This window comes from Pseudomonas sp. P106(2024) (genome assembly GCF_057480815.1).
The window spans coordinates 139,186-165,705 of the sequence record NZ_JBLIYU010000012.1 but is presented as its reverse complement, the minus strand read 5'-3'; the positions used below and the strand labels follow the sequence as shown (position 1 = coordinate 165,705).

The window sequence follows — 26,520 nt, the reverse complement described above, 5'->3', positions numbered from 1 at the left end:
GTCACCTTTTCGCCCTTACGGCGAGTTCCTTTTTGAAGGATCAAAAAGGAACCAAAAAATCCTCGCTCCATTCATCCGGCCCTCCGCTTCGCTCCGGGTTCCCTCACTCCGGCCTTGCTCCCGGGAGGACCGCGCTGTACGCCCCATCCTGGGGCGCAGCGCTTGACGGGCATCCATGCCCGTCACCTCCCTCCGCAAGACCTCCGTTCGGCCTCCTGAAGTCGCGAAGTTACGGGCGGCGCCTGGACTGGCGCAGCTGTCGCTAGTGGGCTGCAGGGGTTAATCTTCTGATCGCCAAAGCCAAAGCCAAAGCCAAAGCCAAAGCCAAAGCCAAAGCCAAAGCCAAAGCCAAAGCCAAAGCCAAAGCCAAAGCCAAAGCCGGCAGGCGTCAAAGGGCGTCGTGGCGAGCCAGCGCCCACTCCACGTGCTCGCGTACCAGCTCCGAAGGATCATCCCGCCGCGCGTTGAGCGCCTCCAGCACGGGAATGGTCGATGGCGCATTCCCCAGTCCCACCGCCAGGTTACGCAAAAACCGCTCATACCCCGCCCGCCGCAAGGGCGAGCCCTCGGTGCAACCGAGAAAACGCTTTTCATCCCACAGGAACAGCTCGGCCAGCTCGATATTGTCCAGCCCCCGGCGGGGCATGAAGTCGTCTTCGGTAGAGGTCTTGGCGAAACGGTTCCAAGGACAGACGATCTGGCAATCGTCGCAACCGAACACACGATTACCAATCAATGGTCGCAGTTCCAGTGGAATGGCACCGCGCAATTCGATGGTCAGGTACGAAATGCAACGCCGCGCATCGAGTTGGTAAGGCCCGACGAATGCCTGGGTCGGGCAGATGTCCAGGCACGCCTGGCAGCGCCCGCAATGATCGCTGCCCTGCACGCCGTCGATCGGCAGCGGGAGGTCGACGAACAGCTCGGCCAGGAAGAAATAGCTGCCAGCCTTGCGGTTCAGCAGCAGGGTGCTCTTGCCGATCCAGCCCAGGCCGGCTTCCTGCGCCAGGGCCTTTTCCAGCACCGGGGCGCTGTCGACGAAGGCGCGGTAGCCAAAGGGACCGATGGCCTCCTGGATGCGGTCGGCGAAGTGCTGCACGCGCTTGCGCACCAGCTTGTGATAATCGCGGCCCAAGGCGTAGCGCGAGATATAGGCCTTTTCCGGCTCCGCCAGGCGCTTGGCCATCTGCGTGTCGCCGGGCAGGTAGTCCATGCGCAGCGAAATCACCCGTAGCGTGCCGGGGATCAGCTCGGCCGGGCGCGAGCGCTTGTGGCCATGGTCGCCCATGTACTCCATCTCGCCGTTGTAGCCAGCGGCCAGCCAGCGCTGCAGGTGCTGTTCGTGCTCGCCAAGATCGACGCCGGCGATGCCGACATGGGCAAAACCGAGTTCGCGGCCCCAATCCTTGATCGATTGGGCCAGTGTGGCGATGTCTGGAGTCGTGGCGGGCATGGATGGATAAGGCATTACAGGCACAGGTGCGTATAATTCTGCCAGACATCGGAGCCTTTGACCCCATGCCTCAGACCAAACACCCCCCATTGTTGCTGAGCAGCCTGACCTTGGCCGGGCTGCCACCCCGTGCCGCCGATGCCCACAAGGGCGATTTCGGCCATGTGCTGGTGATCGGCGGTGACCTGGGCACCGGCGGCGCGGTCTTGCTCAGCAGCGAGGCGGCGCTGCGTTGCGGCGCCGGCCTGGTCAGCGTGGCGACCCGTGCCGAGCACGTCGCCGCCGGGCTGGCCCGCCTGCCGGAGGTGATGTGGCAGGGCGTGAGCTCGGCCAACCAGTTGCTCGGCCCGCTCGCACGGGCCACGGTGCTGGTGGTCGGCCCCGGGCTGGGCCAGGCGGCCTGGGGCCGCAGCCTGCTGTCGGCGGTGACCCATGCGCATCTGCCGCAGGTATGGGACGCCGATGCTCTCAACCTGCTGGCCGCTGCGCCACTGGCGTTGCCCAGCGGCAGCATCCTCACCCCGCACCCGGGCGAGGCTGCGCGGCTGCTGGGCATCTCCACCGAGGCGGTGCAGGCCGACCGGCCGGGCGCCGCGCGCAAGCTGGCGCGGCGTTACGCCAGCGTCTGCGTGCTCAAGGGCGCGGGCACGCTGGTGGCCGATCCGGCGGGGCAGTTGGCGCAGTGCGGGCGAGGGCATCCGGCCATGGCCGGTGCCGGGCTGGGCGACGTGCTTACCGGCGTGTTGGCGGCGTTGTTGGCCCAGGGGCTGGACGCCTGGCAGGCCGCGTGCCTGGGGGTATGGTTGCATGCCTGCGCGGGCGAGCGCCTGGGTGTCAAAGGTAGAGGGCTGGCGGCCAGCGATCTGGTCCCGGTCATTAGAGCGTTATTGGAGGAGCATTCAGCGTGTCAGGTTTAACCCTGTTTCTGGCCGACGAGCCAGCCACCGTCGCCTTTGGCGCCAAGCTGGCCGAAGTGACCAAAGGTCATGGTGTGATCTTTCTCGAAGGCGACCTGGGCGCCGGCAAGACCACGCTGTCCCGTGGCCTGATCCGTGGCCTGGGTCATGAAGGTCCGGTGAAAAGTCCGACATTCACCGTGGTCGAACCCTACGAAATCGGCGACATTCGCGCCTTCCATTTCGACCTCTATCGCCTGGTCGATCCGGAGGAACTGGAGTTCATGGGCATTCGCGACTATTTCGAGGGCGATGCGCTGTGCCTGTTCGAATGGCCCGACAAAGGCGCGGGCGTTTTGCCAAAGCCCGACCTGACCATTACCATAAGCCCGCAAGCGGGCGGACGTTCGCTGAACCTGTCGCCGCAGGGGGCACGCGGCGAAGCCTGGTGTGCCGTTCTGGCCAAAGAATTCAAACAGTAAGTGGGGAAAGGTATGCGCATACGCGCACTGGTCGCCGTCGTTGGGCTGCTGCTGACCGCGGTGACCGTTGACGCGCTGGCCGTCACTCAAGTCAAGAGCATGCGCCTGTGGCGCGCTCCGGACAACACGCGGCTGGTCTTCGACCTGTCCGGGCCTGTGCAGCACAGCGTCTTCACCCTGACCGCACCCGATCGCCTGGTGATCGACATCAACGGCGCCACCCTGGGTGCGCCGCTGAATGTCTCCACCTCGAATACGCCGATCACCAGCGTGCGCTCGGCCCAGCGCACGCCCACCGACCTGCGGGTGGTGGTCGACCTGAAAAAGGCCGTCTCCCCCAAGAGCTTCACCCTGGCGCCAAACGCCCAGTACGGCAACCGCCTGGTGGTCGACCTGTACGATCAGGAGGCCGATGCCATCGCCGCCAGCAACCCGACCCCGCCACCGACGCCGCAGCCCCCGGCCACGACGCCAGCGGTGCCGGTCACCCCGGCGCAACCGGCGATCAAGCTGCCGCCAGCTCCGAGCGGCAAGCGTGACATCGTGGTCGCCATCGACGCCGGTCACGGTGGCGAAGACCCTGGCGCGTCCGGCTCGCGCGGCCAACACGAGAAAGACATCGTGCTGGATATCGCCAAGGAGCTGCAGCGCCAGATCAACGCCGAGAAGGGCTACCGCGCCGAGCTGACCCGTACCGGCGACTACTTCATCCCGTTGCGCAAGCGCACCGAGATCGCCCGCAAGAAGGGCGCCGACCTGTTCGTTTCGATTCACGCCGACGCCGCGCCGTCGAAGGCCGCGTTTGGCGCCTCGGTGTTCGCCCTGTCCGACCGTGGCGCCACCTCCGAGACCGCCCGTTGGCTGGCCGACACGGAAAACCGTTCCGACCTGATCGGCGGTGCCGGCAACGTCAGCCTCGACGACAAGGACCGCATGCTGGCCGGCGTGCTGCTCGACCTGTCGATGACCGCCACCCTCAGCTCCAGCCTCAACGTTGGGCAGAAGGTGCTGGGCAACATGGGACGGGTCACGCCGCTGCACAAGCAGCGTGTGGAACAGGCCGGGTTCATGGTGCTGAAATCGCCGGACATTCCGTCGATCCTGGTCGAGACCGGGTTCATCTCCAACGCCAACGAGGCCGCCAAGCTGGCGACCCGCAGCCACCAGCAGGCGCTGGCGCGCTCGATCCACACCGGCGTGCGCCAGTTCTTCCAGCAGAACCCGCCACCGGGCACCTACATCGCCTGGCTGCGCGACAGCGGCAAGATCGCCCAGGGGCCGCGTGAGCACACCGTGCGCCCCGGCGAGACACTGGCGATGATCGCGGTGCGCTACCAGGTCAGCGTTGCCAGCCTGCGCAGCAGCAACAGCCTGAAAACCGACGAGCTGAAGGTCGGCCAGCACCTGGACATCCCCACCACCGCCCTGGCGTCCCAGCAATGAGTGGCGGCTCGCGCATCCAGCTGCTCAGCCCGCGGCTGGCCAACCAGATCGCCGCCGGCGAGGTGGTCGAGCGCCCCGCGTCGGTGGCCAAGGAACTGCTGGAAAACAGCCTCGACTCCGGTGCCCGGCGCATCGAGGTCGAGGTCGAGCAGGGGGGCGTGAAGCTGCTGCGGGTGCGCGACAACGGCAGCGGCATCGCCCCGGATGACCTGCCGCTGGCCCTGGCGCGTCACGCCACCAGCAAGATCCGCGAACTGGAGGACCTCGAAGGCGTACTCAGCCTCGGCTTTCGCGGAGAAGCCCTGGCCTCGATCAGTTCGGTGGCACGCCTGACCCTGACCTCGCGCACCGTCGACGCCAGCGAAGCCTGGCAGGTGGAAACCGAGGGGCGCGAGATGACGCCTCGGGTGCAGCCCGCCGCGCATCCGGTCGGCACCTCGGTCGAAGTGCGCGACCTATTCTTCAATACCCCGGCCCGGCGCAAGTTCCTCAAGGCCGAGAAGACCGAGTTCGATCACCTGCAGGAAGTGATCCGGCGCCTGGCACTGGCGCGCTTCGACGTCGGATTCCACCTGCGCCATAACGGCAAGACCATCTTCAGCCTGCACGAAGCCGCCGACGAGATGGCCCGGGCGCGGCGCGTGGGCGCCATCTGCGGCCCGGGCTTCCTCGAGCAGGCGCTGCCGATCGATGTCGAGCGCAATGGCCTGCGCCTGTGGGGCTGGGTCGGCTTGCCGACCTTCTCGCGCAGCCAGGCCGACCTGCAGTACTTCTTCGTCAATGGCCGCGCCGTACGCGACAAGCTGGTCGCCCACGCGGTGCGCCAGGCCTATCGCGACGTGCTGTTCAATGGCCGCCACCCGACCTTCGTGCTGTTCCTCGAGTGCGACCCGACCGGAGTGGACGTCAACGTGCACCCGACCAAGCACGAAGTGCGCTTCCGCGAAGGGCGCATGGTCCACGACTTCCTTTATGGCACCTTGCACCGCGCCCTGGCCGACGTGCGCCCGGAAGACCAGCTCGCCGCGCCTGCCGCGACCAGCGAGATGCTTCGCCCGAGTGGTCTGCAGGCCGGCGAGTTCGGCCCGCAGGGCGAGATGCGCCTGGCCTCGCCGGTGCTCGAGCAGCCCCAGGGCGAGGCGCGCCCTGCCTTCTCCTCCGGCGGTTCTGGCGCTGGCTATCAGTATCAGTACACCCCGCGCCCCGCGCAGCCGGTCAACGTCGGCGAGGCCCAGGCGGTCTACCGCGAGTTCTACGCGCCGCTGGACAACACCCCTGCCACGTCGAACGCGCTGCCGGAAAGCCAGGGCGACATTCCGCCGCTGGGCTACGCCCTGGCACAGCTCAAGGGTATCTATATCCTCGCCGAAAACGCTGTCGGTCTGGTGCTGGTGGACATGCACGCCGCCCATGAGCGGATCATGTACGAGCGTCTGAAGGTGGCCATGGCCAGCGAAGGCCTGAGCGGCCAACCGCTGCTGGTGCCCGAGTCGCTGGCGCTGAGCCAGCGCGAGGCCGATTGTGCCGAGGAACACGCTCAGTGGTTCCAGCGTCTGGGCTTCGAGCTGCAGCGCCTGGGCCCGGAAACCCTGGCGATCCGCCAGATCCCGGCGTTGCTCAAGCAGGCCGAGGCCAACCGTCTGGTGCAGGATGTGCTTGCCGACCTTATGGAGTACGGCACCAGCGACCGGATCCAGGCGCACCTGAACGAACTGCTCGGAACCATGGCCTGCCACGGCGCGGTGCGCGCCAACCGGCGCCTGGCCATCCCGGAGATGAACGCGCTGCTGCGCGACATGGAAAACACTGAGCGCAGCGGCCAGTGCAACCATGGCCGGCCGACCTGGACCCAGATGGGCCTGGACGACCTGGACAAGCTGTTCCTGCGGGGCCGATGAGATGAGTGCGAAACCCCCGGCGATCTTCCTCATGGGACCGACTGCAGCCGGCAAGACCGATCTTGCCATCGAGCTGACCAAGGTGCTGCCCTGCGAGCTGATCAGCGTCGATTCGGCGCTGGTCTATCGCGGCATGGACATCGGCACCGCGAAGCCTTCCAAGGAGGTGCTGGCCGCCCACCCGCACCGCTTGATCGACATCCTCGATCCCGCCGAAAGCTACTCGGCCAAGCGGTTCTGTACCGATGCCCTCGAAGCCATGGCCGAGATCACCGCGCGCGGCAAGATCCCGCTGCTGGTCGGCGGCACCATGCTTTATTACAAGGCACTGATCGAGGGCCTGGCCGACATGCCGGAGGCTGACCCGGCGGTGCGCGCCGAACTCGAGGCCCAGGCCGCCACGCTGGGCCTGGGCGAGCTGCACCGGCAACTGGCCGAGGTGGATCCCGAATCGGCGGGGCGCATCCATCCGAATGACCCGCAGCGGTTGATCCGTGCGCTCGAAGTGTATCGGGTCAGCGGTCAGACCATGACCGCCCACCGCCAGCGTCAATTCGCGGAAAGTAGCGCTGCAGACGCAGGCGCGGGCGGGCATTTGCCCTATACTGTCGCGAGTTTGGCGATTGCTCCTACAGATCGTCACATTTTGCATCAGCGAATTGCGTTACGATTTTCACAGATGCTGGAACAGGGCTTCGTCGACGAGGTCCGAACGCTGCGAGCCAGAAGTGACTTGCACGCGGAACTGCCGTCTATACGGGCAGTGGGCTATCGACAGGTCTGGGATCATCTCGACGGCAAGCTGACTGAGAATGAGATGCGTGAACGCGGTATCATCGCCACACGCCAGCTGGCCAAGCGGCAGTTCACTTGGTTGCGCGGTTGGGAAGGCGTGCACTGGCTGGATAGCCTGGCCTGCGACAATCTGTCCCGCACCTTGAAATACCTGGGGACCGTCTCCATATTGAGCTGAGTCCCTGCCAAATGCCGTCTATCCTTGCGGACGGGCGTCATAATTTATCGATTTTCTTGATTTTCTACTATTGATCCTTACAGGAGTGCGGCATATGTCAAAAGGGCATTCGCTACAAGACCCTTACTTGAACACCTTGAGAAAAGAAAAAGTCCCGGTTTCGATCTATCTGGTCAACGGGATCAAGCTGCAGGGCCAGATCGAATCCTTCGACCAGTTCGTTGTGCTGCTGAAGAACACTGTCAGCCAGATGGTCTACAAGCACGCCATTTCGACTGTCGTACCTGCCCGTCCGGTTCGCCTGCCAAGCCCGTCCGATGCCGATCACGGCGACAGCGAGCAAGGCAACGCTTGAAAAAAGTAGGAGCCTGCATTGTTCTTTGAGCGCCACGGTGGTGGTGAGCGAGCGCTGCTCGTTCACTTGGAAGGTCAGAACCCTGAGGCGCGCGAAGACCCGCAGGAGTTTCAGGAGCTGGCGCTGTCGGCCGGCGCCGATATCGTCTCGCTGGTAACAGTGGCGCGGCATCAGCCCACCGCCAAGTTTCTGATCGGCAGCGGCAAGGTCGACGAATTGCGCGACCTGGTCCAATCAGCCGAAGCCGACCTGGTGATTTTCAATCACACCCTTACGCCCAGCCAGGAACGCAACCTCGAGCGCGTCTTCGAGTGTCGCGTGCTGGACCGCACCGGGCTGATTCTCGACATCTTCGCCCAGCGGGCGCGCACTCATGAAGGCAAGCTGCAGGTCGAACTGGCCCAGCTCGAGCACATGAGCACGCGGCTGGTGCGCGGCTGGACCCACCTTGAGCGGCAGAAGGGCGGTATCGGCCTGCGCGGCCCGGGCGAGACCCAGCTGGAAACCGACCGCCGCCTGCTGCGGGTGCGCCTGCGTCAGATCAAGGCACGCCTGGAGAAGGTGCGCAGTCAGCGCGAGCAGGCCCGTCGCGGGCGCAAGCGCGCGGACATCCCGTCGGTGTCGCTGGTGGGCTACACCAACGCCGGCAAGTCGACCCTGTTCAACGCCCTGACGCAATCCGAGGTGTATGCCGCGGACCAGTTGTTCGCCACCCTCGACCCGACCTTGCGCCGGCTCGAACTGGCCGACCTGGGGCCGATCGTGCTGGCCGACACCGTGGGCTTTATCCGCCACCTGCCGCACAAGCTGGTCGAGGCATTTCGGGCTACGCTCGAAGAGTCGAGCAACTCCGACCTGCTGCTGCACGTGATCGACGCCCATGAGCCCGAGCGCATGGAGCAGATCGAACAGGTGCTGGCGGTGCTGGGCGAGATCGGGGCCGAGAGCTTGCCGATCCTCGAGGTCTATAACAAACTCGACCTGCTTGAAGATGTCGAGCCGCAGATCCAACGCGATGCCGATGGCAAGCCGCAGCGGGTCTGGGTATCGGCACGTGATGGACGCGGCCTGGAGCTGGTTGGCCAGGCGATTGCCGAGCTGCTGGGGGACGATCTGTACGTCGGAACCCTGTGCCTGGAGCAACGGTTTGCCCGCCTGCGCGCGCAATTCTTTGCCCTGGGTGCCGTGCAGAGTGAAGAGCATGATGAAGAAGGGCGCAGCCTGCTGAGCGTGCGACTGCCCAGGGTCGAGTTGAATCGCCTGGTCAGCCGCGAAGGCATGGAGCCGCAAGTGTTTGTCGAGCAACACACTTTGCAATAAATGCCCGTCGAGGTCGGCGGGCAGCGGTGACAGGCATTCTGTAGCATTGGACGGCGCGCCGTGGGCGCGTCTTTGCTTTATCAGATGGAGAGCGCTATGGCTTGGAACGAGCCGGGTGGCAACTCGAACAATCAGGATCCCTGGGGCGGTCGCCGTAACGGCGGTGGCGGTGGTGGCGACAAGAAAGGTCCACCGGATCTCGACGAGGCCTTCCGCAAGCTGCAGGACAGCCTGAACGGCATGTTCGGCAGTGGCAAGAAACGCGGTGGCAGTGGCGACCGCAATATCGGCAAGGGTGGCGGCTATGGGCTGCTGGGCATTGGCCTGGCGGTGCTGGCTGCCATCTGGCTGTACAACGCCGTGTACGTGGTGGACGAGCAGGAGCAGGCCGTGGTGCTGCGCTTCGGCAAGTACTACGAGACCGTCGGTCCCGGCCTGAACATCTACTTCCCGCCGATCGACCGCAAGTACATGGAAAACGTGACTCGCGAGCGGGCCTACACCAAGCAGGGCCAGATGCTCACCGAAGACGAGAACATCGTCGAGGTGCCGCTGACCGTGCAGTACCGCATCAGCAACCTGCAGGACTTCGTGCTCAACGTCGACCAGCCGGAAGTCAGCCTGCAGCATGCCACCGACAGCGCCCTGCGCCACGTGGTGGGTTCCACCTCGATGGACCAGGTGCTGACCGAAGGCCGCGAGCAGATGGCCGTGGATATCCGCGAGCGTCTGCAGCGTTTCCTCGACACCTACCGCACCGGTATCACCGTCACCCAGGTCAACGTGCAGAGCGCGGCAGCCCCGCGTGAAGTGCAGGAAGCCTTCGACGACGTGATCCGCGCCCGGGAAGACGAGCAGCGTGCGCGCAACCAGGCCGAGTCCTACGCCAATGGCGTGGTGCCCGAGGCACGTGGCCAGGCGCAGCGCATCATCGAGGACGCCAACGGCTACCGCGATGAAGTCATTGCCCGCGCCAAGGGTGAGGCCGACCGCTTCACCAAGCTGGTGGCCGAGTACCGCAAGGCGCCGGACGTGACCCGTCAGCGTCTGTACCTGGAAACCATGCAGGAGGTGTACAGCAACTCCAGCAAGGTCATGGTGGCGACCAAGGACGGGCAGAACAACCTGCTCTACCTGCCACTGGACAAGATGGTCGAAGGCAGCCGCAACAGCACGCCAGCGCCGGTCAGTGGTGTTTCACCGTCGGTCAACGACGCCGCCGCGCGCGCCGCGCAGGACCTGCAACAACAACCGCCGCTGCGTTCCAGGGAGAGCCGCTGATGAGCAATAAATCGCTGTTCGCCCTGATTGGCGCCGTGGTGCTGGCGATCATCGCCTGGAACTGCTTCTACATCGTCTCGCAGACCGAGCGCGCGGTATTGCTGCAGTTCGGCCGCGTGGTCAAGGCTGATGTCCAGCCCGGCCTGCACGTGAAGGTGCCGTACGTGAACCAGGTGCGCAAGTTCGACGCCCGCCTGATGACCCTCGACGCCCCGACCCAGCGTTTCCTGACCCTGGAGAAGAAAGCGGTGATGGTCGATGCCTACGCCAAGTGGCGGGTCAAGGACGCCGAGCGCTTCTACACCGCCACATCGGGCATGAAGCAGATCGCCGACGAGCGCCTGTCGCGGCGTCTGGAAAGCGGCCTGCGTGACCAGTTCGGCAAACGCACCCTGCACGAAGTGGTGTCCGGTGAACGTGACGCGCTGATGGCCGACATCACCGCCTCGCTGAACCGCATGGCCAGCAAGGAGCTGGGTATCGAAGTGGTCGACGTGCGCGTCAAGGCCATCGACCTGCCGAAGGAAGTCAACCGCAGCGTGTTCGACCGCATGAGCACCGAGCGTGAGCGTGAGGCCCGCGAGCACCGCGCCAAGGGTAACGAGCTGGCCGAAGGTATTCGAGCCGACGCCGATCGCCAGCGCCGCGTGCTGCTGGCCGAGGCGTATCGTGAAGCGGAAGAGACCCGCGGTGATGGCGACGCCCAGGCGGCTGCCATCTATGCCAAGGCCTACAGCCAGGACGCCGATTTCTACGCGTTCCACCGTAGCCTGCAGGCCTACCGCGAGAGTTTCTCCAGCAAGAGCGACGTACTGGTCCTGGACCCGAAGAACGAGTTCTTCCGTTACCTGGACAAGAGCAAGCCCTGAGGCTGCTCTCATGACGGGGCACCCCGTCTGGCAGCTAAAATGCCAGGCGGGGTGCATCCTGAATGAAAAGGGGTGTATGATGCGGCAGCCGGGAAATTCCCGGCTTTTTTGCGTCTGCAAGGTTGATCGGCCCATGGCTTGTTGACGGTTTGGTCAGGACGCAAGGCAATTCGAGGGTATTGGGTACGGTGGTTGCGCTGGGATCAGTGCTGCCCGCTATTGTGCGCCAATGCCTGCTTCACTCACGGCTCGCCTGCGGGCAGGCCGCCCGGACCAGAGGGGAAATGGCGTAATGGCAACGGTAGACCGCTGGCTGCTGCCAGATGGCATCGAGGAAGTACTGCCACCTGAGGCGGCGCGCATCGAGATCGCGCGGCGTCAGGTGTTGGACCTGTTCCAGAGTTGGGGTTACGAACTGGTCGTCACGCCGCATATCGAGTACCTGGAGTCGCTGCTCACCGGCGCCGGCCAGGACCTGGACCAGCGCACCTTCAAGGTCGTCGACCCGCAGTCCGGCCGCCTGATGGGCTTCCGTGCCGACTTCACCCCGCAGGTGGCGCGCATCGACGCCCACACCCTGCGCCGTGAGGGCCCGAGCCGCCTGTGCTACGCCGGCAGCGTGCTGCACGCGCAACCGCGTGCCCTGTCCACCTCGCGCAGCCCGATCCAGCTGGGCGCCGAGCTGTACGGCGATGCCAGCCCTACCAGCGATGTCGAGGTCATCAGCCTGATGCTCGCCACGCTGCAGCTGACCGATGTGCCGGATGTGCACATGGACCTTGGCCATGTCGGTATCTACCGCGGCCTGGCCCGTGCCGCCAACCTGTCCGGTGATGTGGAGCAGCAGCTGTTCGACGCCCTGCAGCGCAAGGCGGTCGACGAAGTGCAGGCGCTCACCGCCGACCTGCCGAAGGACCTGGGCAACATGCTGCGTGCCCTGGTCGAGCTGTGCGGCGGCCGTGAAGTGCTGGCCGAAGCGCGCGTGCGCCTGGGTCGTGCCCCGGCCAGCGTGCTGGCGGCGCTGGACGACCTGCTGGCGATCGCTGATCGCCTGGCGGCGCGTTACCCGGATTTGCCGCTGTACTTCGACCTTGGCGAGCTGCGCGGCTACAACTATCACACCGGCGTGGTGTTCGCGGTGTTCGTGCCGGGCGAAGGTCAGTCGATCGCTCAGGGCGGTCGCTACGACGACATCGGCGCCGATTTCGGCCGGGCACGCCCGGCCACCGGATTCTCCACGGATTTGAAGACCCTGGTCACACTGGGGCGAGCGGAGGTCGTATTGCCTGCTGGTGGCATCTGGATGCCCGACAGCAGCGATGCGGCCCTCTGGCAGCAAGTCTGCCAGTTGCGCAACGAAGGCCAGCGTGTGGTCCAGGCCCTGCCTGGCCAGCCGTTGAGTGCTGCCTTCGAAGCGGATTGTGATCGGCAATTGATTCAGCAAGACGGGCGCTGGCAGGTTCTGCCGCTGACCCATTGAGATTCTTCGCCGGCAGTGGGCCGGCAACCAAGTTGCGTGAATGAGGACAAGTGTTATGGGTAAGAATGTCGTCGTCCTGGGCACCCAGTGGGGTGATGAGGGCAAAGGCAAGATCGTCGATCTGCTGACCGAACATGCTGCCGCCGTAGTGCGCTACCAAGGTGGCCACAACGCGGGCCACACCCTGGTGATCAACGGTGAGAAGACCGTTCTGCACCTGATTCCCTCGGGCATCCTGCGTGAAGGTGTGCAGTGCCTGATCGGCAACGGCGTGGTCGTTGCTCCCGACGCCCTGATGCGTGAAATCACCAAGCTGGAAGAGAAGGGCGTGCCAGTGCGCGAGCGCCTGCGCATCAGCCCGGCCGCCCCGCTGATCCTGTCCTACCACGTGGCCCTCGACCAGGCCCGTGAGAAGGCCCGTGGCGAAGCCAAGATCGGCACCACCGGTCGCGGCATTGGCCCGGCCTACGAAGACAAGGTGGCCCGTCGCGGCCTGCGTGTGGGCGACCTGTTCCACCGCGAGCGTTTCGCCGCCAAGCTCGGTGAGCTGCTGGACTACCACAACTTCCAGCTGGTGAACTACTACAAAGAACCGGCCATCGACTTCCAGCAGACCCTGGACGAGTGCATGGCCTACGCCGAGCAGCTCAAGCCGATGATGCTCGACGTCACCGCCGAACTGCACAACCTGCGCCGCGCCGGCAAGGACATCATGTTCGAAGGCGCCCAGGGCTCGCTGCTGGACATCGACCACGGTACCTACCCGTACGTCACCAGCTCCAACACCACTGCCGGCGGCATCTCCACCGGTTCCGGCGTTGGCCCGATGTACCTGGACTACATCCTGGGCATCACCAAGGCCTACACCACTCGCGTCGGTTCCGGTCCGTTCCCGACCGAACTGTTCGATGAGACCGGTGCCACCCTGGCTAAGCGTGGCCACGAGTTCGGCTCGACCACCGGCCGTGCCCGTCGTTGCGGCTGGTTCGATGCCGTCATCCTGCGTCGTGCCATCGACGTCAACAGCATCTCGGGCATCTGCCTGACCAAGCTGGACGTGCTGGACGGCCTGGAAACCATCAACATCTGCGTTGGCTACAAGAACGAGAACGGTGCCGTCATCGACGCGCCGTCCGATGCCGACAGTTACATCGGCCTGGAGCCGGTGTACGAAGAGATGCCGGGCTGGAGCGAGTCGACCTTGGGCGTAAAAACCCTGGAAGAGCTGCCGCAAGCCGCGCGCAACTACATCAAGCGCATCGAGGAACTGGTCGGCGCGCCGATCGACATCATCTCGACTGGCCCGGACCGCAACGAGACCATCGTGCTGCGTCATCCGTTCGCCTGATCGGCCACTTCGGTAGCTGCTTGAACGCCGCGCTCTCGCAAGGGAGCGCGGCGTTTTCATTTACGAGCAAGGGTGGCTTTGCACAAATGCCTTACCCCCTTCTACTCATTGGCGTTTATACCTGCTGCCTCAGGCACAACCCTTGCTGTAAGAAGTTTCTGTAGATGCCATCAAAGTAATGGCGCCAGAAACACGAGGGTTACAACGTGTCTGCCATCCTTTCACTGTTACGAAGCCGCCTCTTGCGGCCTGTGTTTGTTGCGCTTGGTATCGCTCTTCTGGTGCAGGTGCTGGTCGCCGTTGCACTGACACGGAGCACGGTCACCGCCCTGGAGGCCGATTTGGGCGCGCGCCTGGGTAACGACAGCCAGAAGCTGGCCGCCGAACTGGAGCAGGCCGGACAGGATGTCCGCGCCGGGCTCGACAACCTGTCGGCCAGTACCCGCCAGCGCCTCAGCGCCGGCCTCTCCGAGCGTCTGCAGGGCGAACAGCAGCAGCTGCGCGCCACCCTGGAGAAGAATCTCAAGGACTCGGCCAATGACATGGCCGAGCTGCTGGCCTCGGTCGCGCCGCGGGCGATCTGGGACAACGACGTGCCGACGCTGTCGGACTTCGCCCGTCGTGCCCAGCGCAACCCCAATGTGCTGTTCGTGATCTATGACGACGCCCAGGGCCAGCACCTGACCCGCTACCTCAACCGACAGAACCCGATCAACCAGGCGTTGATGGACAAGGGGCAGGGTGAGCGTGCGCTGGACAAGGTACTGGACGCCGCGCGCAAGGATCCGTCGGTGTACTACGTCGAGGCCTCGATCAACCCCAACGGTGCCGAGATCGGCAAGGTGCTGATGGGGGTCTCCACCGTGGGCGTCGACCAGGAGCTCAAGGCCCTCGACCAGCGCTTCGCCGCCCTGATCGCCAGCGGCGAACAACTGGTCGGCGACAGCCTGGTGGCCGCCGCTGCCGACAGCGGCAAGGCCCTGCGCGCGCGGTTGGAAACGGCGCAGAACAGCGCCACGGCGATGCAGGCCAACACCGCGCAGACCGTGCGCGACGCGGCCGCCGAGCTGCGCTGGCGCATCGGCCTGGGCCTGGTGCTGGTGGGCCTGGGCGTGCTGTTGGTGGTGGCCGTGGTGCTCGGGCGTCGGGTGCTTAGCAAGCTCGGCCTGCTGATCGCCGCGCTGAACGACCTGGCCGCGGGCGAGGGGGACCTGACCAAGCGGGTCAAGCTCGATAGTCGTGACGAGATCGGCGACATGGCCTCGGCGGTCAACCGCTTCGTCGACAAGCTCCAGCCCATCGTCCGCGAAGCGGGCGAGGTGGCGCAGCGCACCGGTGTCGAGATCGACAGCATGGCCCAGCGCAACGCGGGGGCCGATGCCGCCGCCGCGCTACAGCGTGATGAGGTGGCGGCCAGCCTGCGCGACCTGTCGAGCATGGCCGACGAGGCCCAGGCAGAGAGCCATGCGATGCATGCGGCGTTGCAGCAGGTGGTGGACATTCGTCAGGCCACCGACGAGAACAGCCGCGCCTCCACCCAGCTGGCACGGTTGATCGAGAACCTGGCCGGCGAGGTGCAAACCGGCTCCCAGGTGATCGAGCGGCTTGCCAAGCAGAGCGAGCAGATCGAGGTGGTGCTGACGGTGATTCATGGCATCGCCGAGCAGACCAACTTGCTGGCGCTGAACGCTGCCATCGAGGCGGCGCGGGCCGGGGAAACCGGGCGCGGCTTCGCCGTGGTGGCCGACGAGGTGCGGGCGCTGGCGAGCAAGACGCAGAGCTCGACCGGGGATATCCAGTCGCATATCGCCGCCCTACAGCAGGGGGCCAAGGAGGCGGTGGCGACCATCAGCCAGGCCGGACGCCAGGCCAGCGAGGGTCTGCTGGTGTTGCGTGATAACGAACGTCGCCAGCAGTCGGTGCAGGCGGCGGTGGAGCAGGTGCATGCGGCGATCGGCCTGGCCACCCGTGCGGCGGAGCAGCAGGCCAATGGCGCCCAGGCCGTGCGCGGTCGGGTGGAGAACATTCATGCCCAGGCCGAGCGCTCGGCCGAGGTGGTGATGCAGACCACGGCCAGCAGCAAGGTACTGGATGACCTGGCGGCGCAGTTGCGCGCCAGCCTGGGGCAGTTCCGGGCCTGACTCGGGCGAGGGCTGAGCCCTCGCATCGCGACACAAGGCCGCTCCCACAGGTTCGGCGCTCGGTGCAGTGCCTGTGGGAGCGGCCTTGTGTCGCGATTGGGCCGCAAAGCGGCCCCAGTGGGTGTCACGCCTTGTTCAGATACATCCGCGTCGTCAGCAGGTACACCGGCAATCCCGACACCACGATCAGCAACGCCGCATAAGGCGCCGCCGCCGCGAACTCGACGTTGGCGGTGTGCGCCCACACCTCGGTGGCCAGTGTGGTCATGCCGGTCGGGCTGAGCAGCAGGGTTGCGGTCAGCTCCTTCATCGCATCCAGGAACACCAGGGCGAACGCCGCCGCCATCGCCGGGAAGATGATCGGCAGGGTGACCCGGCAGAACGCCGCGAAACTGCTCGCACCCAGGGTGCGTGCGGCCTCTTCGAGCGTCGGTGAGGCCTTGTTCAGCGCCGTGCGCACCGGCGACTGCGCCAGTGGCAGGAACAGCAGGGCATAGGCCAGGATCAGCAGCGCCGTTGTCTGGTACAGCACCGGCACATAGTGCAGGGCGAAGAACACCAGGGTCAGGGCGATCACCAGCCCGGGCAGGGCGTGCAGCAGGTATGGCAGGCGCTCGGCCCAGATCGCCAGGCGCCCTTTGTAGCGCACCACCAGGAAACTGATCGGCAGGGCCAGCAGCACGCAGAAGCCGGCGCCGCCCAGGGAGACCGACAGCGAAGTGGCCAGGGCCTTGCCGATGGCCGCAACCGGGAACGCCGCGGACGAACCGACGCTCAGCCAGTAGCCAAGCATGGCCAGCGGAATGCCGCTGCCCAATACCGCCAGGGCCAGGCAGAACAGCTGCCCCAGCGGCATCCAGGCACGCAGGCGCAGCGGTTGCGCGCGGCGCGCCACGCCCTGGCCGATGCGCACATGGCGGGCCTTGCCGCGCACCCGCAGCTCCAGCCAGAGCATCGCCAGGCACAGCACCAGCAGCACCGCCGAGAGCATGGCCGCGTTGGCGTTGCTGAACTCCAGCTCGAACTGCTGGTAGATCGCCGTGGTGAAGGTCTGCAGGCCGAGGATCGACAGGGCGCCGAACTCCACCAGCATATGCAAGGCGATCAGCAGCGCGCCACCGAGCATCGAGGGCCACAGCAGCGGCAGGGTGATCCTGTGGAACACGCCCCAGCGCCCGCAGCCCAGGGTGCGCGCCGACTCCTCCAGCGAGGTGTCGAGGTTGCGCAGGGTGGCGGCCACCGGCAGGAACACCAACGGGTATTTCGACAGTGCCATCACCAGAATGGCCCCGCCCAGGCCCTCGAAGTCAGAACTCAGTGACACCCAGGTGAAGCTGCTGACGAACGACGGCACGGCGAACGGCAGGCACAGCACCACGCCCCACAGGCGCCGCCCCGGCAGGTCGCTACGCTCCAGCAGCCAGGCCAGGGCCACGCCAACCAGCAGGCAAAGCACGGTGACGCCGACCATCAGCAGCAAAGTGTTGCGCAGCAGGCCCCAGACAAACGGGCGCCAGAGCAGGCGCAGGGCTTCGTGCCAGCCGGCTTCCCAGGCCTTGAGTCCGACGTACAGCAACGGCAGCAGGCTCATCGCCACCAGGAACAACACGGGCAACACCACCCAGACGGAGGGTCGCTTGCGCTTCGGTACGAAGCGCGACAAGGCGGGCGAGGGCAGGGCGGCGGTCATCAGAGCAGGCCAACCTCACGTTCGAGTTCGATGGCTTCCTCGGCATTGCCAAGGTCCGCCGGCGAGATCTTCGGCGGGCGCAGATCCTCGAACGGTTTCAGGCCACGGTCCGAGACCATGCCCTTGTGCAGCGGGTACTCGGCGGTGGTCTGGGTGATCACTCGCTGGCCTTCTTCGCTGGCCATCCAGTTGAGCAGGGCCTGGGCTTCCTTGGGGTGCTTGCTGGCCTTGACTACCGCGGCGCCGGAAATGGTGACCAGGTTGCCGGCATCGCCATCGGCCAGGTAGTACAGCTTGGAATCCAGCTTGCCGCGCTCGCGCTCAAGCGCATACCAGTAGTAGTTGTTCACCAGAACCGCGGCGACTTCGCCTTTTTCCACGGCCTTGAGGGCCACCATGTTGTTGGTGTAGGTCTTGCCGAAGGCTTTCAGGCCGGTCAGCCATTCTTCGGTGGCCTCGCGGCCATGCATCTTCAAGATGGCCACGGCCTGTTCCTGGAAGGCGCCGCTGGTGGGGACGTAGCCGACGCGCCCTTCCCACTCGGGGTTGGCAAAGTCCATGACCGTGGTCGGCAGGTCTTTCTCATCGATCTTCTTCGGGTTGAACACCACGATGCGGGTGCGGGCGGTGATGCCCATCCAGGTGCCGTTGGCGCCTACGTATTCCCTGGGCATCATGTTCGCGGTGGCGTCGTCGATCTTCGCCAGCAGGCCCAACTCGCCCAGGTTGTTCAGGGGCGGGGATTCCTCGGTGTAGATGATGTCGGCCGGCGAGCGTGCGCCTTCCTCGATGATCTGGCTGGCCAGCTGGTTGCTGCTGCCCTTGCGGATATTGATATGGATGCCGGTCTTGGCCTCGTAGGCCTTGGCGATGGCGTCGCCGATTTCCTTGTGCTGGCCGTTGTACATCGTCAACGTGACCGGTTCGTCTGCCAGGGCGGCCGGAGCGCCGATCACCAGGCTCAGAACTGCGGCGGCCAGGGTGCGCATCAGCGGTTGCGGGCGGATCGTCATGCGGGTACTTCCTCGCTTACGGCTACATATTTGGAAACAATGGTAAACGAAATTGTTTCTCAAATGGGCGCATGACGGGAAATTCATGGGTCGACCATGGGATAGGGCTTGCCCCCGCGATACAAAATCGCAGGCAAGAAAAAACCCACTAGCAAGCTAGTGGGTTTTTGTATGGTGCCCAGGAGAAGACTCGAACTTCCACGACCGTTAAGTCACTGATACCTGAAACCAGCGCGTCTACCAATTCCGCCACCTGGGCAAAGCTTTGCATCATCTGGTGAAGGCGACTATCGTTCGCTTTCACACAGTAGTAACAGATCCTTGGTCATCTGTTACTTGAAAAATTTGGTGCCCAGGAGAAGACTCGAACTTCCACGGCCGTTAAGCCACTGATACCTGAAACCAGCGCGTCTACCAATTCCGCCACCTGGGCACACATTCGAGATTACAAGATGCTTTACAGCGTCGTTCATCTCTACTACAACTTCGGGGTTGTCCGTCGTTGTGGTGCGCACTATACGGACGCCCCTGATGCCTGTAAACCCCCCGAACGAAAAAAAATTCAAAAAATTCAACTTGTTGATTCCGCAGGCCTATTGCCGCATGACGGACACGCTGCCGGGGCTGTCCAAGGCTGACATTTCCGGTTTCAATACGCCTATGCCAGAATTCCATTCTATATACCCCAAGGTGAACCCTTTCTGATGGCCGATTGGCAATCCCTCGATCCCGAGGCCGCTCGCGAAGCGGAAAAATACGACAACCCCATCCCCAGCCGTGAGCTGATCCTGCAGCGCCTCGCCGACCGTGGCGAACCGGCTGCCCGTGAACAGCTGGCCGAAGAGTTCGGTCTTTATGAAGAAGACCAGATCGAAGCCCTGCGCCGCCGCCTGCGTGCCATGGAGCGCGATGGTCAGCTTATCTATACCCGGCGCGGCACCTATGCCCCGGTGGACAAGCTCGACCTGATCTGCGGCCGCGTATCCGGCCACCGTGATGGTTTCGGCTTCCTGATCCCCGATGACGGCAGCGAGGACCTGTTCCTCAGCCCGGCGCAGATGCGCCTGGTGTTCGACGGCGACCGCGGCCTGGCCCGGGTGTCCGGCGTCGACCGCCGTGGCCGGCGCGAAGGCGTGCTGGTCGAAGTCATCTCCCGCGCCCATGAAAGCGTGGTCGGCCGCTACTTCGAAGAAGGCGGCATCGGCTACGTGACCCCGGACAACCCGAAGATCCAGCAGGAAGTGCTGGTCACCGCCGGGCGCAACGGCGGCGCCAAGATCGGTCAGTTCGTGTCGATCAAGATCACCCACTGGCCAACCCCACGCTTCCAGCCCCAGGGCGACGTGGTCGAGGTGATCGGCAACTACATGGCGCCGGGCATGGAGATCGACATTGCCCTGCGCAGCTATGACATTCCGCATGTCTGGCCGAAGGACGTGATCAAGGAAGCGCGCAAGTTCCGCTCCGAAGTCGAGGAGAAGGACAAGGAGAAGCGCGTCGACCTGCGCCACCTGCCGTTCGTCACCATCGACGGCGAGGATGCCCGCGACTTCGACGACGCCGTCTATTGCGAACCGCTGGGCAAGCTGCGCCTGTTCTCCGGCGGCTGGCGCCTGTACGTGGCGATCGCCGACGTCTCCAGCTATGTGCGCCTGGGCTCGGCCCTGGACGTCGAGGCCCAGCAGCGCGGCAACTCGGTGTACTTCCCCGAGCGCGTGGTGCCGATGCTCCCCGAGGAGCTGTCCAACGGCCTGTGCTCGCTGAACCCGCACGTCGATCGCCTGGCCATGGTCTGCGAAATGACCATGAACAAGGCCGGCCAGATGGTCGACTACCAGTTCTACGAAGGGGTTATCCACTCCCACGCGCGCCTGACCTACAACAAGGTCAGCAGCATGCTCGAGCATGCCCGCACCCGCGAGGGCAAGGCGCTGCGCGAGGAGTACAAGGAAGTCCTGCCGGACCTGAAGAACCTGTACAACCTGTACAAGGTGCTGGTCGATGCCCGTCACACCCGTGGCGCGATCGACTTCGAAACCCAGGAAACCCGGATCATCTTCGGCGAAGACCGCAAGATCGACGAAATTCGTCCGACGGTGCGCAACGATGCCCACAAGCTGATCGAGGAATGCATGCTGGCGGCCAACGTCGCCACCGCCGAATTCCTGCAGAAGCACAACGTGCCTGCGCTGTACCGCGTGCACGACGGTCCGCCGCCGGAACGCCTGGAAAAACTGCGCGCCTTCCTCGGCGAACTGGGCCTGACCCTGCACAAGGGCAAGGATCCATCGCCCAAGGACTACCAGCAACTGCTGGCGAGCATCGCCGGGCGTCCGGACTTCCACCTGATCCAGACCGTCATGCTGCGCTCGCTGAGCCAGGCGGTGTACAGCGTCGAGAACAACGGCCACTTCGGCCTGAACTACGAGGCCTACACCCACTTCACCTCGCCGATCCGCCGCTACCCGGACCTGCTGGTGCACCGCGCCATCCGTAGTGTGATCCGCTCCAAGGTCGACACCCCGCACGTCAAGCGTGCCGGCGCCATGAGCATCCCCAAGGCGCGCATCTACCCGTACGACGAGAACACCCTCGAGCAGATGGGCGAGCAGTGCTCGATGACCGAGCGCCGCGCCGACGAGGCCACCCGCGACGTGGTCAACTGGCTCAAGTGCGAGTACATGCGTGATCGCGTGGGCGAGACCTTCCCCGGCGTGATCACTGCGGTGACCGGTTTCGGCCTGTTCATCGAGTTGACCGACATCTACGTCGAAGGCCTGGTGCATGTCAGCGCCCTGCCGGGTGATTACTACCACTTCGATCCGGTACACCACCGTCTGTCGGGCGAGCGCAGTGGTCGCAGCTTCCGCCTGGGCGATACGGTCGAGGTCAAGGTCATGCGCGTCGATCTCGAGCAGCGCAAGATCGATTTCGAAATGTCCGAGGCCACCGTCAACGCGCCGGTCGGCCGCAAGTCCGCCGCGCCTGTCGGCAAGGCCGCGCCGGAGCCGGCAGCGGCGCCCGAGGCGAAGATCTCACCCAAGCCGCGCAGCCGCAAGAGCGAAACCGCCGAGGCGTACTTCCCGAAAGACGCGGTGCAGCGCAACGCCGAGGTGCGCAAGAGTCGCGAGATGAAGAAGGCGCTGATGAGCGACGCCAAGCGCAGCGCTCACGCCGGTGGCAAGGCGGAGAAGGGCGCCAAGTCGTCGGGCAAGACCAAGCATCGCAAGGGGCCGGCGAAGTCCGGCGCGCCACGTAAGGGCAAGAGCAAGTCATGAGTCAGCTGGAAAAGATCTACGGTGTGCATGCTGTGCAGGCGCTGCTGCAGCACCACCCCAAGCGCGTCAAGCAGATCTGGCTTTCCGAGGGGCGCAGCGAGCCGCGCATCCAGGCCTTGCTGGCCCTGGCCGCGGAAAACCGCGTCCAGGTCGGCCAGGCCGAGCGTCGTGAGCTCGACGCCTGGGTCGAGGGCGTGCACCAAGGCGTGGTCGCCGAGGTGAGCCCGAGCCAGGTCTGGGGCGAACTGATGCTCGAGGAACTGCTCGAGCGCACCGAGACGCCGCCGCTGATCCTGGTCCTGGACGGTGTCACCGACCCGCACAACCTCGGCGCCTGCCTGCGCACCGCCGATGCCGCCGGCGCCACGGCGGTGGTGGTGCCCAAGGACAAGTCGGCGACCCTGACGCCGGTGGTGCGCAAGGTGGCCTGCGGCGCTGCGGAAGTGATTCCGCTGGTGGCCGTGACCAACCTGGCCCGTACCCTGGAAAAACTCCAGCAGCGCGGTCTGTGGGTGGTCGGCACTGCCGGCGAGGCCGAGCAGGAGATTTACCAGCAGGACCTGACCGGCCCGCTGGTGATGATCATGGGCGCCGAAGGCAGGGGCATGCGCCGTCTGACCCGCGAGCACTGCGATTTCCTGGTCAAGCTGCCGATGGCGGGCAGCGTCAGCAGCCTGAACGTCTCGGTGGCGACCGGGGTGTGCCTGTTCGAGGCCGTGAGGCAGCGTCAGGTCAAGCGCTGATTCCTCCCCTGGGGTGGGCTTCCACGAGCCCGCCCTCGCGGGAATCGCTTCGGCGGGCGAATATGTTTCCGGCTGTTCAAATATTCGCCAGCCTCCTTGCTTGTCCCTCCAGCCTTCTCTACAATTGCGCCCCTTGCCGAGCTGGCAGGCGCGCATGCGCCTTCTCGCCAGGGCAAGACATACAAGTGTCATTCACTCCTTGTCTGACCAGGTAGCTGGCAGACTACTAACCCGTAAGGAGCATTCATGCGTCATTACGAAATCATCTTCCTGGTTCACCCGGACCAGAGCGAGCAAGTCGGCGGCATGGTTGAGCGTTACACCAAGCTGATCGAAGAAGACGGCGGCAAGATCCACCGTCTGGAAGACTGGGGCCGTCGTCAACTGGCCTACGCAATCAACAATGTTCACAAGGCTCACTACGTGATGCTGAACGTTGAGTGCACCGGCAAGGCTCTGGCCGAGCTGGAAGACAACTTCCGCTACAACGATGCCGTGATCCGTAACCTGGTCATCCGTCGTGACGAAGCCGTTACCGGCCCGTCCGAGATGCTCAAGGCCGAAGAGAACCGCAGCGAGCGCCGTGAGCGTCGCGAACGTCCTGAGCATGCTGATGGCGCCGAAGGCGACGACAGCAATGACAGCGACAACAGCGATAACGCTGACGAGTAATCCACGGACCTTTTGAGGAGCCAATCACATGGCACGTTTCTTCCGTCGTCGTAAATTCTGCCGCTTCACTGCTGAAGACGTGAAAGAGATCGACTTCAAAGATCTCAACACCCTGAAAGCTTACGTATCCGAAACCGGCAAGATCGTTCCAAGCCGCATCACCGGTACCAAAGCTCGTTATCAGCGTCAGCTGGCTACCGCTATCAAGCGCGCCCGCTTCCTGGCCCTGCTGCCCTACACCGACAGCCACGGCCGCTGAGACCGGGTCGTCGACTAAGTAGCAAGGGATAGGCATGCGAGCGTTGGCAAGTTTCATCATGCGCGGTCGTGTGCAGGCCACCCTCGTGGTGGTCATCAGCGCGGTACTGCCGCTGCTGTTCTGGTTGAGTGCCGCCGCCGGGAGCCTGGTGTTCCTGCGGCGCGGTTTCAAGGACGCGTCATCGATCATCGCCTGGGGCCTTTTGCCAGCGATGGTCCTGGCGTACTTCGGCGAACTGAGCACCTTGCTGGTGCTGTTGGGAACGCTGGGTCTGGCCGCCTTGTTGCGGGCCGGACATTCCTGGACCCGGGTGCTGCTGTCCAGTGTCGCATTAGGCTTGCTGTACAGCCTGATCCTGGACGCGGTGATGCGCGAGACCTTCGAGGTGCTGGCCAAGGCGCTTGAAAAAGCCCTGCCGCAGATCGAGGGTCAACCGGTACTACCTGGTGAGCTGATCGGCCCTTTGCTGGTCGCTTCCAGTGCGGTAATGCTGCAGCTGTTCAGCCTGCTGGCTCTGATGCTGGCGCGCTATTGGCAGGCGGCGTTGTACAACCCCGGCGGTTTCGGTCGCGAGTTTCGCGAGCTGAGGCTGCCACTGGTGCCAATGCTGGTGCTGGTGTCGTTGATGGTGCTCGGTCCGTTTCTCGGCTCGCCGTTCATCGTTCTCGCCACCGCCTCCAGCCTGGTGCTGCTGCTCGCTGGCATCGCCTTGATTCACGGGCTGGTGGCGCAAGGGCGACTGGCTGGGTTCTGGCTGGTGGGGATGTACGTGACGCTGCCGCTGCTCATGCAGCTGATGTATCCGTTGCTCGTGGTTTTGGCCATTGTCGACAGCCTGATTGATTTTCGCGGTCGCAAGTCCCCTTCACAGGGTGACGACTCCGCGAACGGTGAAGGTTAAAAGTTAAGAGGTTTTACCAAATGGAACTGATCCTGCTGGAAAAAGTCGCCAACCTGGGCAACCTGGGCGACATCGTTAAAGTCAAGTCCGGCTACGGCCGTAACTTCCTGCTGCCGTTCGGCAAGGCCACCGTCGCCAACGCCGCCAACAAGGCCGCGTTCGAAGAGCGCCGCGCCGAGCTGGAAAAAGCCGCCGCAGAGAAGAAAGCTTCGGCTGAAAGCCGCGCTGCCCAACTGGCCGAGCTGGAAGTGACCATCACTGCCACCGCTGGCGACGAAGGCAAGCTGTTCGGTTCGATCGGCACCCACGACATCGCTGACGCCCTGACCGCCTCCGGCGTTGAAGTGGCCAAGGCTGAAGTTCGTCTGCCGAACGGCACCATCCGTCAGGTTGGCGAATACGACGTAGCCGTGCACCTGCACAGCGACGTTGAAGCCACTGTACGTGTGGTCGTCGTAGCTGCCTAAGCTGCGCTGACTGGCTGGCTCCTTGTGGGTCAGACGGTTAACATCGGGCACGGTCCTGTGTTTAACAGGCCGTGCCCTTTGTCTTTTTCATCCCCCAGAATTCTTTCGTGGCCATGAACGAGATCACCACCCCCGAACAGCTCGACCTGCAAACCGCCGCCCTGAAGGTGCCGCCGCATTCCATCGAGGCCGAACAGGCCGTGCTCGGTGGCCTGATGCTGGACAACAACGCCTGGGAGCGGGTACTGGACCAGGTGTCGGACGGCGATTTCTACCGGCATGACCACCGCCTGATCTTCCGCGCCATCCACAAGCTGGTGGACGCGAACCAGCCGTTCGACGTGGTGACCCTGCACGAGCAGCTGGACAAGGAAGGCGTGTCCACCCAGGTCGGCGGCCTGGCGTATCTGGCCGAGCTGGCCAAGAACACCCCGTCGGTGGCCAACATCAAGGCCTACGCCGCGATCATCCGCGAGCGTGCCACGCTGCGTCAGTTGATCAGCATCAGCACCGACATCGCCGACAACGCCTTCAACCCCCAGGGGCGCAACGCCGAGGAGATCCTCGACGACGCCGAACGGCAGATCTTCCAGATCGCCGAGGCGCGGCCGAAGACCGGTGGCCCGGTGGGGGTCAACGAGCTGTTGACCATGGCCATCGACCGCATCGACACGCTGTTCAACTCCGACAGCGACATCACCGGCGTGTCCACCGGCTTCACCGACCTGGACGAGAAGACCAGCGGCCTGCAGGCAGCCGACCTGATCATCGTTGCCGGCCGTCCGTCGATGGGCAAGACCACCTTCGCCATGAACCTGGTGGAAAACGCCGTGTTGCGCAGCGACAAGGTGGTGCTGGTGTTCTCCCTCGAGATGCCCGGTGAATCGCTGATCATGCGTATGCTCTCGTCGCTCGGGCGGATCGACCAGACCAAGGTACGTTCCGGCCAGTTGGACGACGATGACTGGCCGCGCCTGACCTCGGCGGTGAACCTGCTTAACGACCGCAAGCTGTTCATCGACGATACCGCCGGTATCAGCCCCTCGGAGATGCGGGCACGTACCCGCCGGCTGGCGCGCGAGCATGGCGAGATCGCCATGATCATGGTCGACTACCTGCAGCTGATGCAGATTCCGGGTTCGGCCGGTGACAACCGGACCAACGAGATTTCCGAGATCTCCCGCTCGCTCAAGGCGCTGGCCAAGGAATTCAACTGCCCGGTGATCGCCCTGTCGCAGCTCAACCGCTCCCTGGAGCAGCGGCCCAACAAGCGTCCGGTCAACTCCGACCTTCGTGAATCGGGTGCGATCGAGCAGGACGCCGACGTGATCATGTTCGTCTACCGTGACGAGGTGTATCACCCCGAGACCGAGCACAAGGGCGTGGCCGAGATCATTATCGGCAAGCAGCGTAACGGCCCCATCGGCTTCGTGCGCCTGGCGTTCATCGGCAAGTACACCCGCTTCGAGAACCTCGCGCCGGGCATGTACAACTTCGACGACGACGAATAAGCCGCTGGCCTGTTCGCCCGTCCATGAATCCGACCATCACCGTCGGA

Annotated in this window: 22 protein-coding genes, 2 tRNA genes and 1 pseudogene; 20 read left to right on the top strand and 5 right to left on the bottom strand. The window is 64.5% G+C overall.

The window, feature by feature from the left end; translation table 11 throughout:
* Positions 1 to 388: 388 nt before the first annotated feature.
* A complete protein-coding gene (gene queG / locus AC25M7_RS19205) occupies positions 389 to 1,453 on the bottom strand; it encodes a tRNA epoxyqueuosine(34) reductase QueG (protein ID WP_486971366.1) in 1,065 nt (354 codons plus the stop codon).
* A 65-nt stretch (positions 1,454 to 1,518) separates the two neighbouring features.
* Here queG and AC25M7_RS19200 point away from each other — a divergent pair, with 65 nt between their 5' ends.
* The 13 genes and pseudogenes from AC25M7_RS19200 to AC25M7_RS19140 all read left to right on the top strand — a co-directional run bounded on the left by AC25M7_RS19200 (position 1,519) and on the right by AC25M7_RS19140 (position 15,939).
* A complete protein-coding gene (locus tag AC25M7_RS19200) occupies positions 1,519 to 2,370 on the top strand; it encodes an NAD(P)H-hydrate dehydratase (RefSeq protein ID WP_028688266.1) in 852 nt (283 codons plus the stop codon).
* A gap of 8 nt (positions 2,371 to 2,378) precedes the next feature.
* Complete coding sequence (gene tsaE, locus AC25M7_RS19195; protein ID WP_371349750.1) at positions 2,379 to 2,831, top strand: tRNA (adenosine(37)-N6)-threonylcarbamoyltransferase complex ATPase subunit type 1 TsaE; 453 nt, start codon at positions 2,379 to 2,381, stop codon at positions 2,829 to 2,831.
* A 12-nt stretch (positions 2,832 to 2,843) separates the two neighbouring features.
* Entirely contained in the window at positions 2,844 to 4,274 is a 1,431-nt protein-coding gene (locus AC25M7_RS19190) for an N-acetylmuramoyl-L-alanine amidase (RefSeq protein WP_028688264.1), read from the top strand.
* Positions 4,271 to 6,172 carry a DNA mismatch repair endonuclease MutL gene (mutL, locus tag AC25M7_RS19185; RefSeq protein ID WP_186596600.1) on the top strand — a complete coding sequence of 634 codons (1,902 nt, stop codon included), beginning with the start codon at positions 4,271 to 4,273 and terminating at the stop codon, positions 6,170 to 6,172. The genes AC25M7_RS19190 and mutL overlap by 4 nt, the downstream gene beginning before the upstream one ends.
* A gap of 1 nt (position 6,173) precedes the next feature.
* Positions 6,174 to 7,145: a tRNA (adenosine(37)-N6)-dimethylallyltransferase MiaA gene (gene miaA / locus AC25M7_RS19180; RefSeq protein WP_062360847.1), complete on the top strand. Its 972-nt coding sequence runs from the start codon at positions 6,174 to 6,176 to the stop codon at positions 7,143 to 7,145.
* Positions 7,146 to 7,239: 94 nt separating this feature from the next.
* The gene (gene hfq / locus AC25M7_RS19175) at positions 7,240 to 7,500 is read left to right on the top strand and encodes an RNA chaperone Hfq (protein ID WP_028688261.1); all 261 of its coding nucleotides are present in this window, start codon (positions 7,240 to 7,242) and stop codon (positions 7,498 to 7,500) included.
* Positions 7,501 to 7,518: 18 nt separating this feature from the next.
* Positions 7,519 to 8,820 (top strand): ribosome rescue GTPase HflX, encoded by a 1,302-nt coding sequence (hflX, locus tag AC25M7_RS19170; protein ID WP_028688260.1) that lies wholly within the window; start codon positions 7,519 to 7,521, stop codon positions 8,818 to 8,820.
* Positions 8,821 to 8,916: 96 nt separating this feature from the next.
* The gene (hflK, locus tag AC25M7_RS19165; protein ID WP_062360849.1) at positions 8,917 to 10,101 is read left to right on the top strand and encodes an FtsH protease activity modulator HflK; all 1,185 of its coding nucleotides are present in this window, start codon (positions 8,917 to 8,919) and stop codon (positions 10,099 to 10,101) included.
* A complete protein-coding gene (hflC, locus tag AC25M7_RS19160) occupies positions 10,101 to 10,970 on the top strand; it encodes a protease modulator HflC (protein ID WP_062360850.1) in 870 nt (289 codons plus the stop codon). Before hflK ends, hflC begins: the two co-directional genes overlap by 1 nt.
* Positions 10,971 to 11,262: 292 nt before the next feature.
* Positions 11,263 to 12,450: an ATP phosphoribosyltransferase regulatory subunit gene (locus tag AC25M7_RS19155; protein WP_028688257.1), complete on the top strand. Its 1,188-nt coding sequence runs from the start codon at positions 11,263 to 11,265 to the stop codon at positions 12,448 to 12,450.
* Positions 12,451 to 12,505: 55 nt separating this feature from the next.
* The gene (locus AC25M7_RS19150) at positions 12,506 to 13,798 is read left to right on the top strand and encodes an adenylosuccinate synthase (RefSeq protein WP_028688256.1); all 1,293 of its coding nucleotides are present in this window, start codon (positions 12,506 to 12,508) and stop codon (positions 13,796 to 13,798) included.
* Between the two features lie 542 nt (positions 13,799 to 14,340).
* Positions 14,341 to 15,033, top strand: a pseudogene (locus AC25M7_RS19145) (methyl-accepting chemotaxis protein); the annotation flags it as partial.
* A gap of 21 nt (positions 15,034 to 15,054) precedes the next feature.
* Positions 15,055 to 15,939: a methyl-accepting chemotaxis protein gene (locus tag AC25M7_RS19140; RefSeq protein ID WP_486971365.1), complete on the top strand. Its 885-nt coding sequence runs from the start codon at positions 15,055 to 15,057 to the stop codon at positions 15,937 to 15,939.
* A 124-nt stretch (positions 15,940 to 16,063) separates the two neighbouring features.
* Here the strand turns inward: AC25M7_RS19140 and AC25M7_RS19135 are convergent, their stop codons facing one another.
* The 4 genes from AC25M7_RS19135 to AC25M7_RS19120 all read right to left on the bottom strand — a co-directional run bounded on the left by AC25M7_RS19135 (position 16,064) and on the right by AC25M7_RS19120 (position 19,075).
* Positions 16,064 to 17,629 (bottom strand): ABC transporter permease, encoded by a 1,566-nt coding sequence (locus AC25M7_RS19135; RefSeq protein WP_028688254.1) that lies wholly within the window; start codon positions 17,627 to 17,629, stop codon positions 16,064 to 16,066.
* Positions 17,629 to 18,642: an extracellular solute-binding protein gene (locus AC25M7_RS19130; protein WP_028688253.1), complete on the bottom strand. Its 1,014-nt coding sequence runs from the start codon at positions 18,640 to 18,642 to the stop codon at positions 17,629 to 17,631. Before AC25M7_RS19130 ends, AC25M7_RS19135 begins: the two co-directional genes overlap by 1 nt.
* Positions 18,643 to 18,814: 172 nt before the next feature.
* Positions 18,815 to 18,901: transfer RNA gene (locus tag AC25M7_RS19125), tRNA-Leu, on the bottom strand.
* Positions 18,902 to 18,988: 87 nt separating this feature from the next.
* Positions 18,989 to 19,075: transfer RNA gene (locus AC25M7_RS19120), tRNA-Leu, on the bottom strand.
* Positions 19,076 to 19,346: 271 nt separating this feature from the next.
* Between AC25M7_RS19120 and rnr the strand changes: the two genes are divergently transcribed.
* From rnr to dnaB, 7 genes are all read left to right on the top strand, one after another.
* Positions 19,347 to 21,920: a ribonuclease R gene (gene rnr, locus AC25M7_RS19115; RefSeq protein ID WP_486971364.1), complete on the top strand. Its 2,574-nt coding sequence runs from the start codon at positions 19,347 to 19,349 to the stop codon at positions 21,918 to 21,920.
* Positions 21,917 to 22,663, top strand: coding sequence for a 23S rRNA (guanosine(2251)-2'-O)-methyltransferase RlmB (gene rlmB / locus AC25M7_RS19110; protein ID WP_028688251.1), 747 nt, complete (start codon positions 21,917 to 21,919; stop codon positions 22,661 to 22,663). Before rnr ends, rlmB begins: the two co-directional genes overlap by 4 nt.
* Before the next feature lie 246 nt (positions 22,664 to 22,909).
* A complete protein-coding gene (gene rpsF, locus AC25M7_RS19105; protein WP_011535936.1) occupies positions 22,910 to 23,335 on the top strand; it encodes a 30S ribosomal protein S6 in 426 nt (141 codons plus the stop codon).
* Between the two features lie 28 nt (positions 23,336 to 23,363).
* A complete protein-coding gene (gene rpsR, locus AC25M7_RS19100) occupies positions 23,364 to 23,594 on the top strand; it encodes a 30S ribosomal protein S18 (RefSeq protein ID WP_003249563.1) in 231 nt (76 codons plus the stop codon).
* A gap of 34 nt (positions 23,595 to 23,628) precedes the next feature.
* Positions 23,629 to 24,495 (top strand): YybS family protein, encoded by an 867-nt coding sequence (locus AC25M7_RS19095; RefSeq protein ID WP_028688250.1) that lies wholly within the window; start codon positions 23,629 to 23,631, stop codon positions 24,493 to 24,495.
* A 20-nt stretch (positions 24,496 to 24,515) separates the two neighbouring features.
* On the top strand, positions 24,516 to 24,962 hold the full coding sequence (rplI, locus tag AC25M7_RS19090) for a 50S ribosomal protein L9 (RefSeq protein WP_028688249.1): 447 nt from the start codon (positions 24,516 to 24,518) through the stop codon (positions 24,960 to 24,962).
* Positions 24,963 to 25,075: 113 nt separating this feature from the next.
* Complete coding sequence (dnaB, locus tag AC25M7_RS19085; RefSeq protein ID WP_023629368.1) at positions 25,076 to 26,473, top strand: replicative DNA helicase; 1,398 nt, start codon at positions 25,076 to 25,078, stop codon at positions 26,471 to 26,473.
* Positions 26,474 to 26,520: the final 47 nt, after the last annotated feature.

Bases quoted from the DNA above. Each gene is read 5' to 3' on its own strand.
- queG (WP_486971366.1), bottom strand. From the start codon at position 1,453: ATGCCCGCCACGACTCCAGACATCGCCACACTGGCCCAATCGATCAAG.
- AC25M7_RS19200 (WP_028688266.1), top strand. From the start codon at position 1,519: ATGCCTCAGACCAAACACCCCCCATTGTTGCTGAGCAGCCTGACCTTG.
- AC25M7_RS19190 (WP_028688264.1), top strand. From the start codon at position 2,844: ATGCGCATACGCGCACTGGTCGCCGTCGTTGGGCTGCTGCTGACCGCG.
- mutL (WP_186596600.1), top strand. From the start codon at position 4,271: ATGAGTGGCGGCTCGCGCATCCAGCTGCTCAGCCCGCGGCTGGCCAAC.
- miaA (WP_062360847.1), top strand. From the start codon at position 6,174: ATGAGTGCGAAACCCCCGGCGATCTTCCTCATGGGACCGACTGCAGCC.
- hfq (WP_028688261.1), top strand. From the start codon at position 7,240: ATGTCAAAAGGGCATTCGCTACAAGACCCTTACTTGAACACCTTGAGA.
- hflK (WP_062360849.1), top strand. From the start codon at position 8,917: ATGGCTTGGAACGAGCCGGGTGGCAACTCGAACAATCAGGATCCCTGG.
- hflC (WP_062360850.1), top strand. From the start codon at position 10,101: ATGAGCAATAAATCGCTGTTCGCCCTGATTGGCGCCGTGGTGCTGGCG.
- AC25M7_RS19155 (WP_028688257.1), top strand. From the start codon at position 11,263: ATGGCAACGGTAGACCGCTGGCTGCTGCCAGATGGCATCGAGGAAGTA.
- AC25M7_RS19150 (WP_028688256.1), top strand. From the start codon at position 12,506: ATGGGTAAGAATGTCGTCGTCCTGGGCACCCAGTGGGGTGATGAGGGC.
- AC25M7_RS19140 (WP_486971365.1), top strand. From the start codon at position 15,055: ATGGCCTCGGCGGTCAACCGCTTCGTCGACAAGCTCCAGCCCATCGTC.
- AC25M7_RS19135 (WP_028688254.1), bottom strand. From the start codon at position 17,629: ATGACCGCCGCCCTGCCCTCGCCCGCCTTGTCGCGCTTCGTACCGAAG.
- AC25M7_RS19130 (WP_028688253.1), bottom strand. From the start codon at position 18,642: ATGACGATCCGCCCGCAACCGCTGATGCGCACCCTGGCCGCCGCAGTT.
- rnr (WP_486971364.1), top strand. From the start codon at position 19,347: ATGGCCGATTGGCAATCCCTCGATCCCGAGGCCGCTCGCGAAGCGGAA.
- rlmB (WP_028688251.1), top strand. From the start codon at position 21,917: ATGAGTCAGCTGGAAAAGATCTACGGTGTGCATGCTGTGCAGGCGCTG.
- rpsF (WP_011535936.1), top strand. From the start codon at position 22,910: ATGCGTCATTACGAAATCATCTTCCTGGTTCACCCGGACCAGAGCGAG.
- rpsR (WP_003249563.1), top strand. From the start codon at position 23,364: ATGGCACGTTTCTTCCGTCGTCGTAAATTCTGCCGCTTCACTGCTGAA.
- AC25M7_RS19095 (WP_028688250.1), top strand. From the start codon at position 23,629: ATGCGAGCGTTGGCAAGTTTCATCATGCGCGGTCGTGTGCAGGCCACC.
- rplI (WP_028688249.1), top strand. From the start codon at position 24,516: ATGGAACTGATCCTGCTGGAAAAAGTCGCCAACCTGGGCAACCTGGGC.
- dnaB (WP_023629368.1), top strand. From the start codon at position 25,076: ATGAACGAGATCACCACCCCCGAACAGCTCGACCTGCAAACCGCCGCC.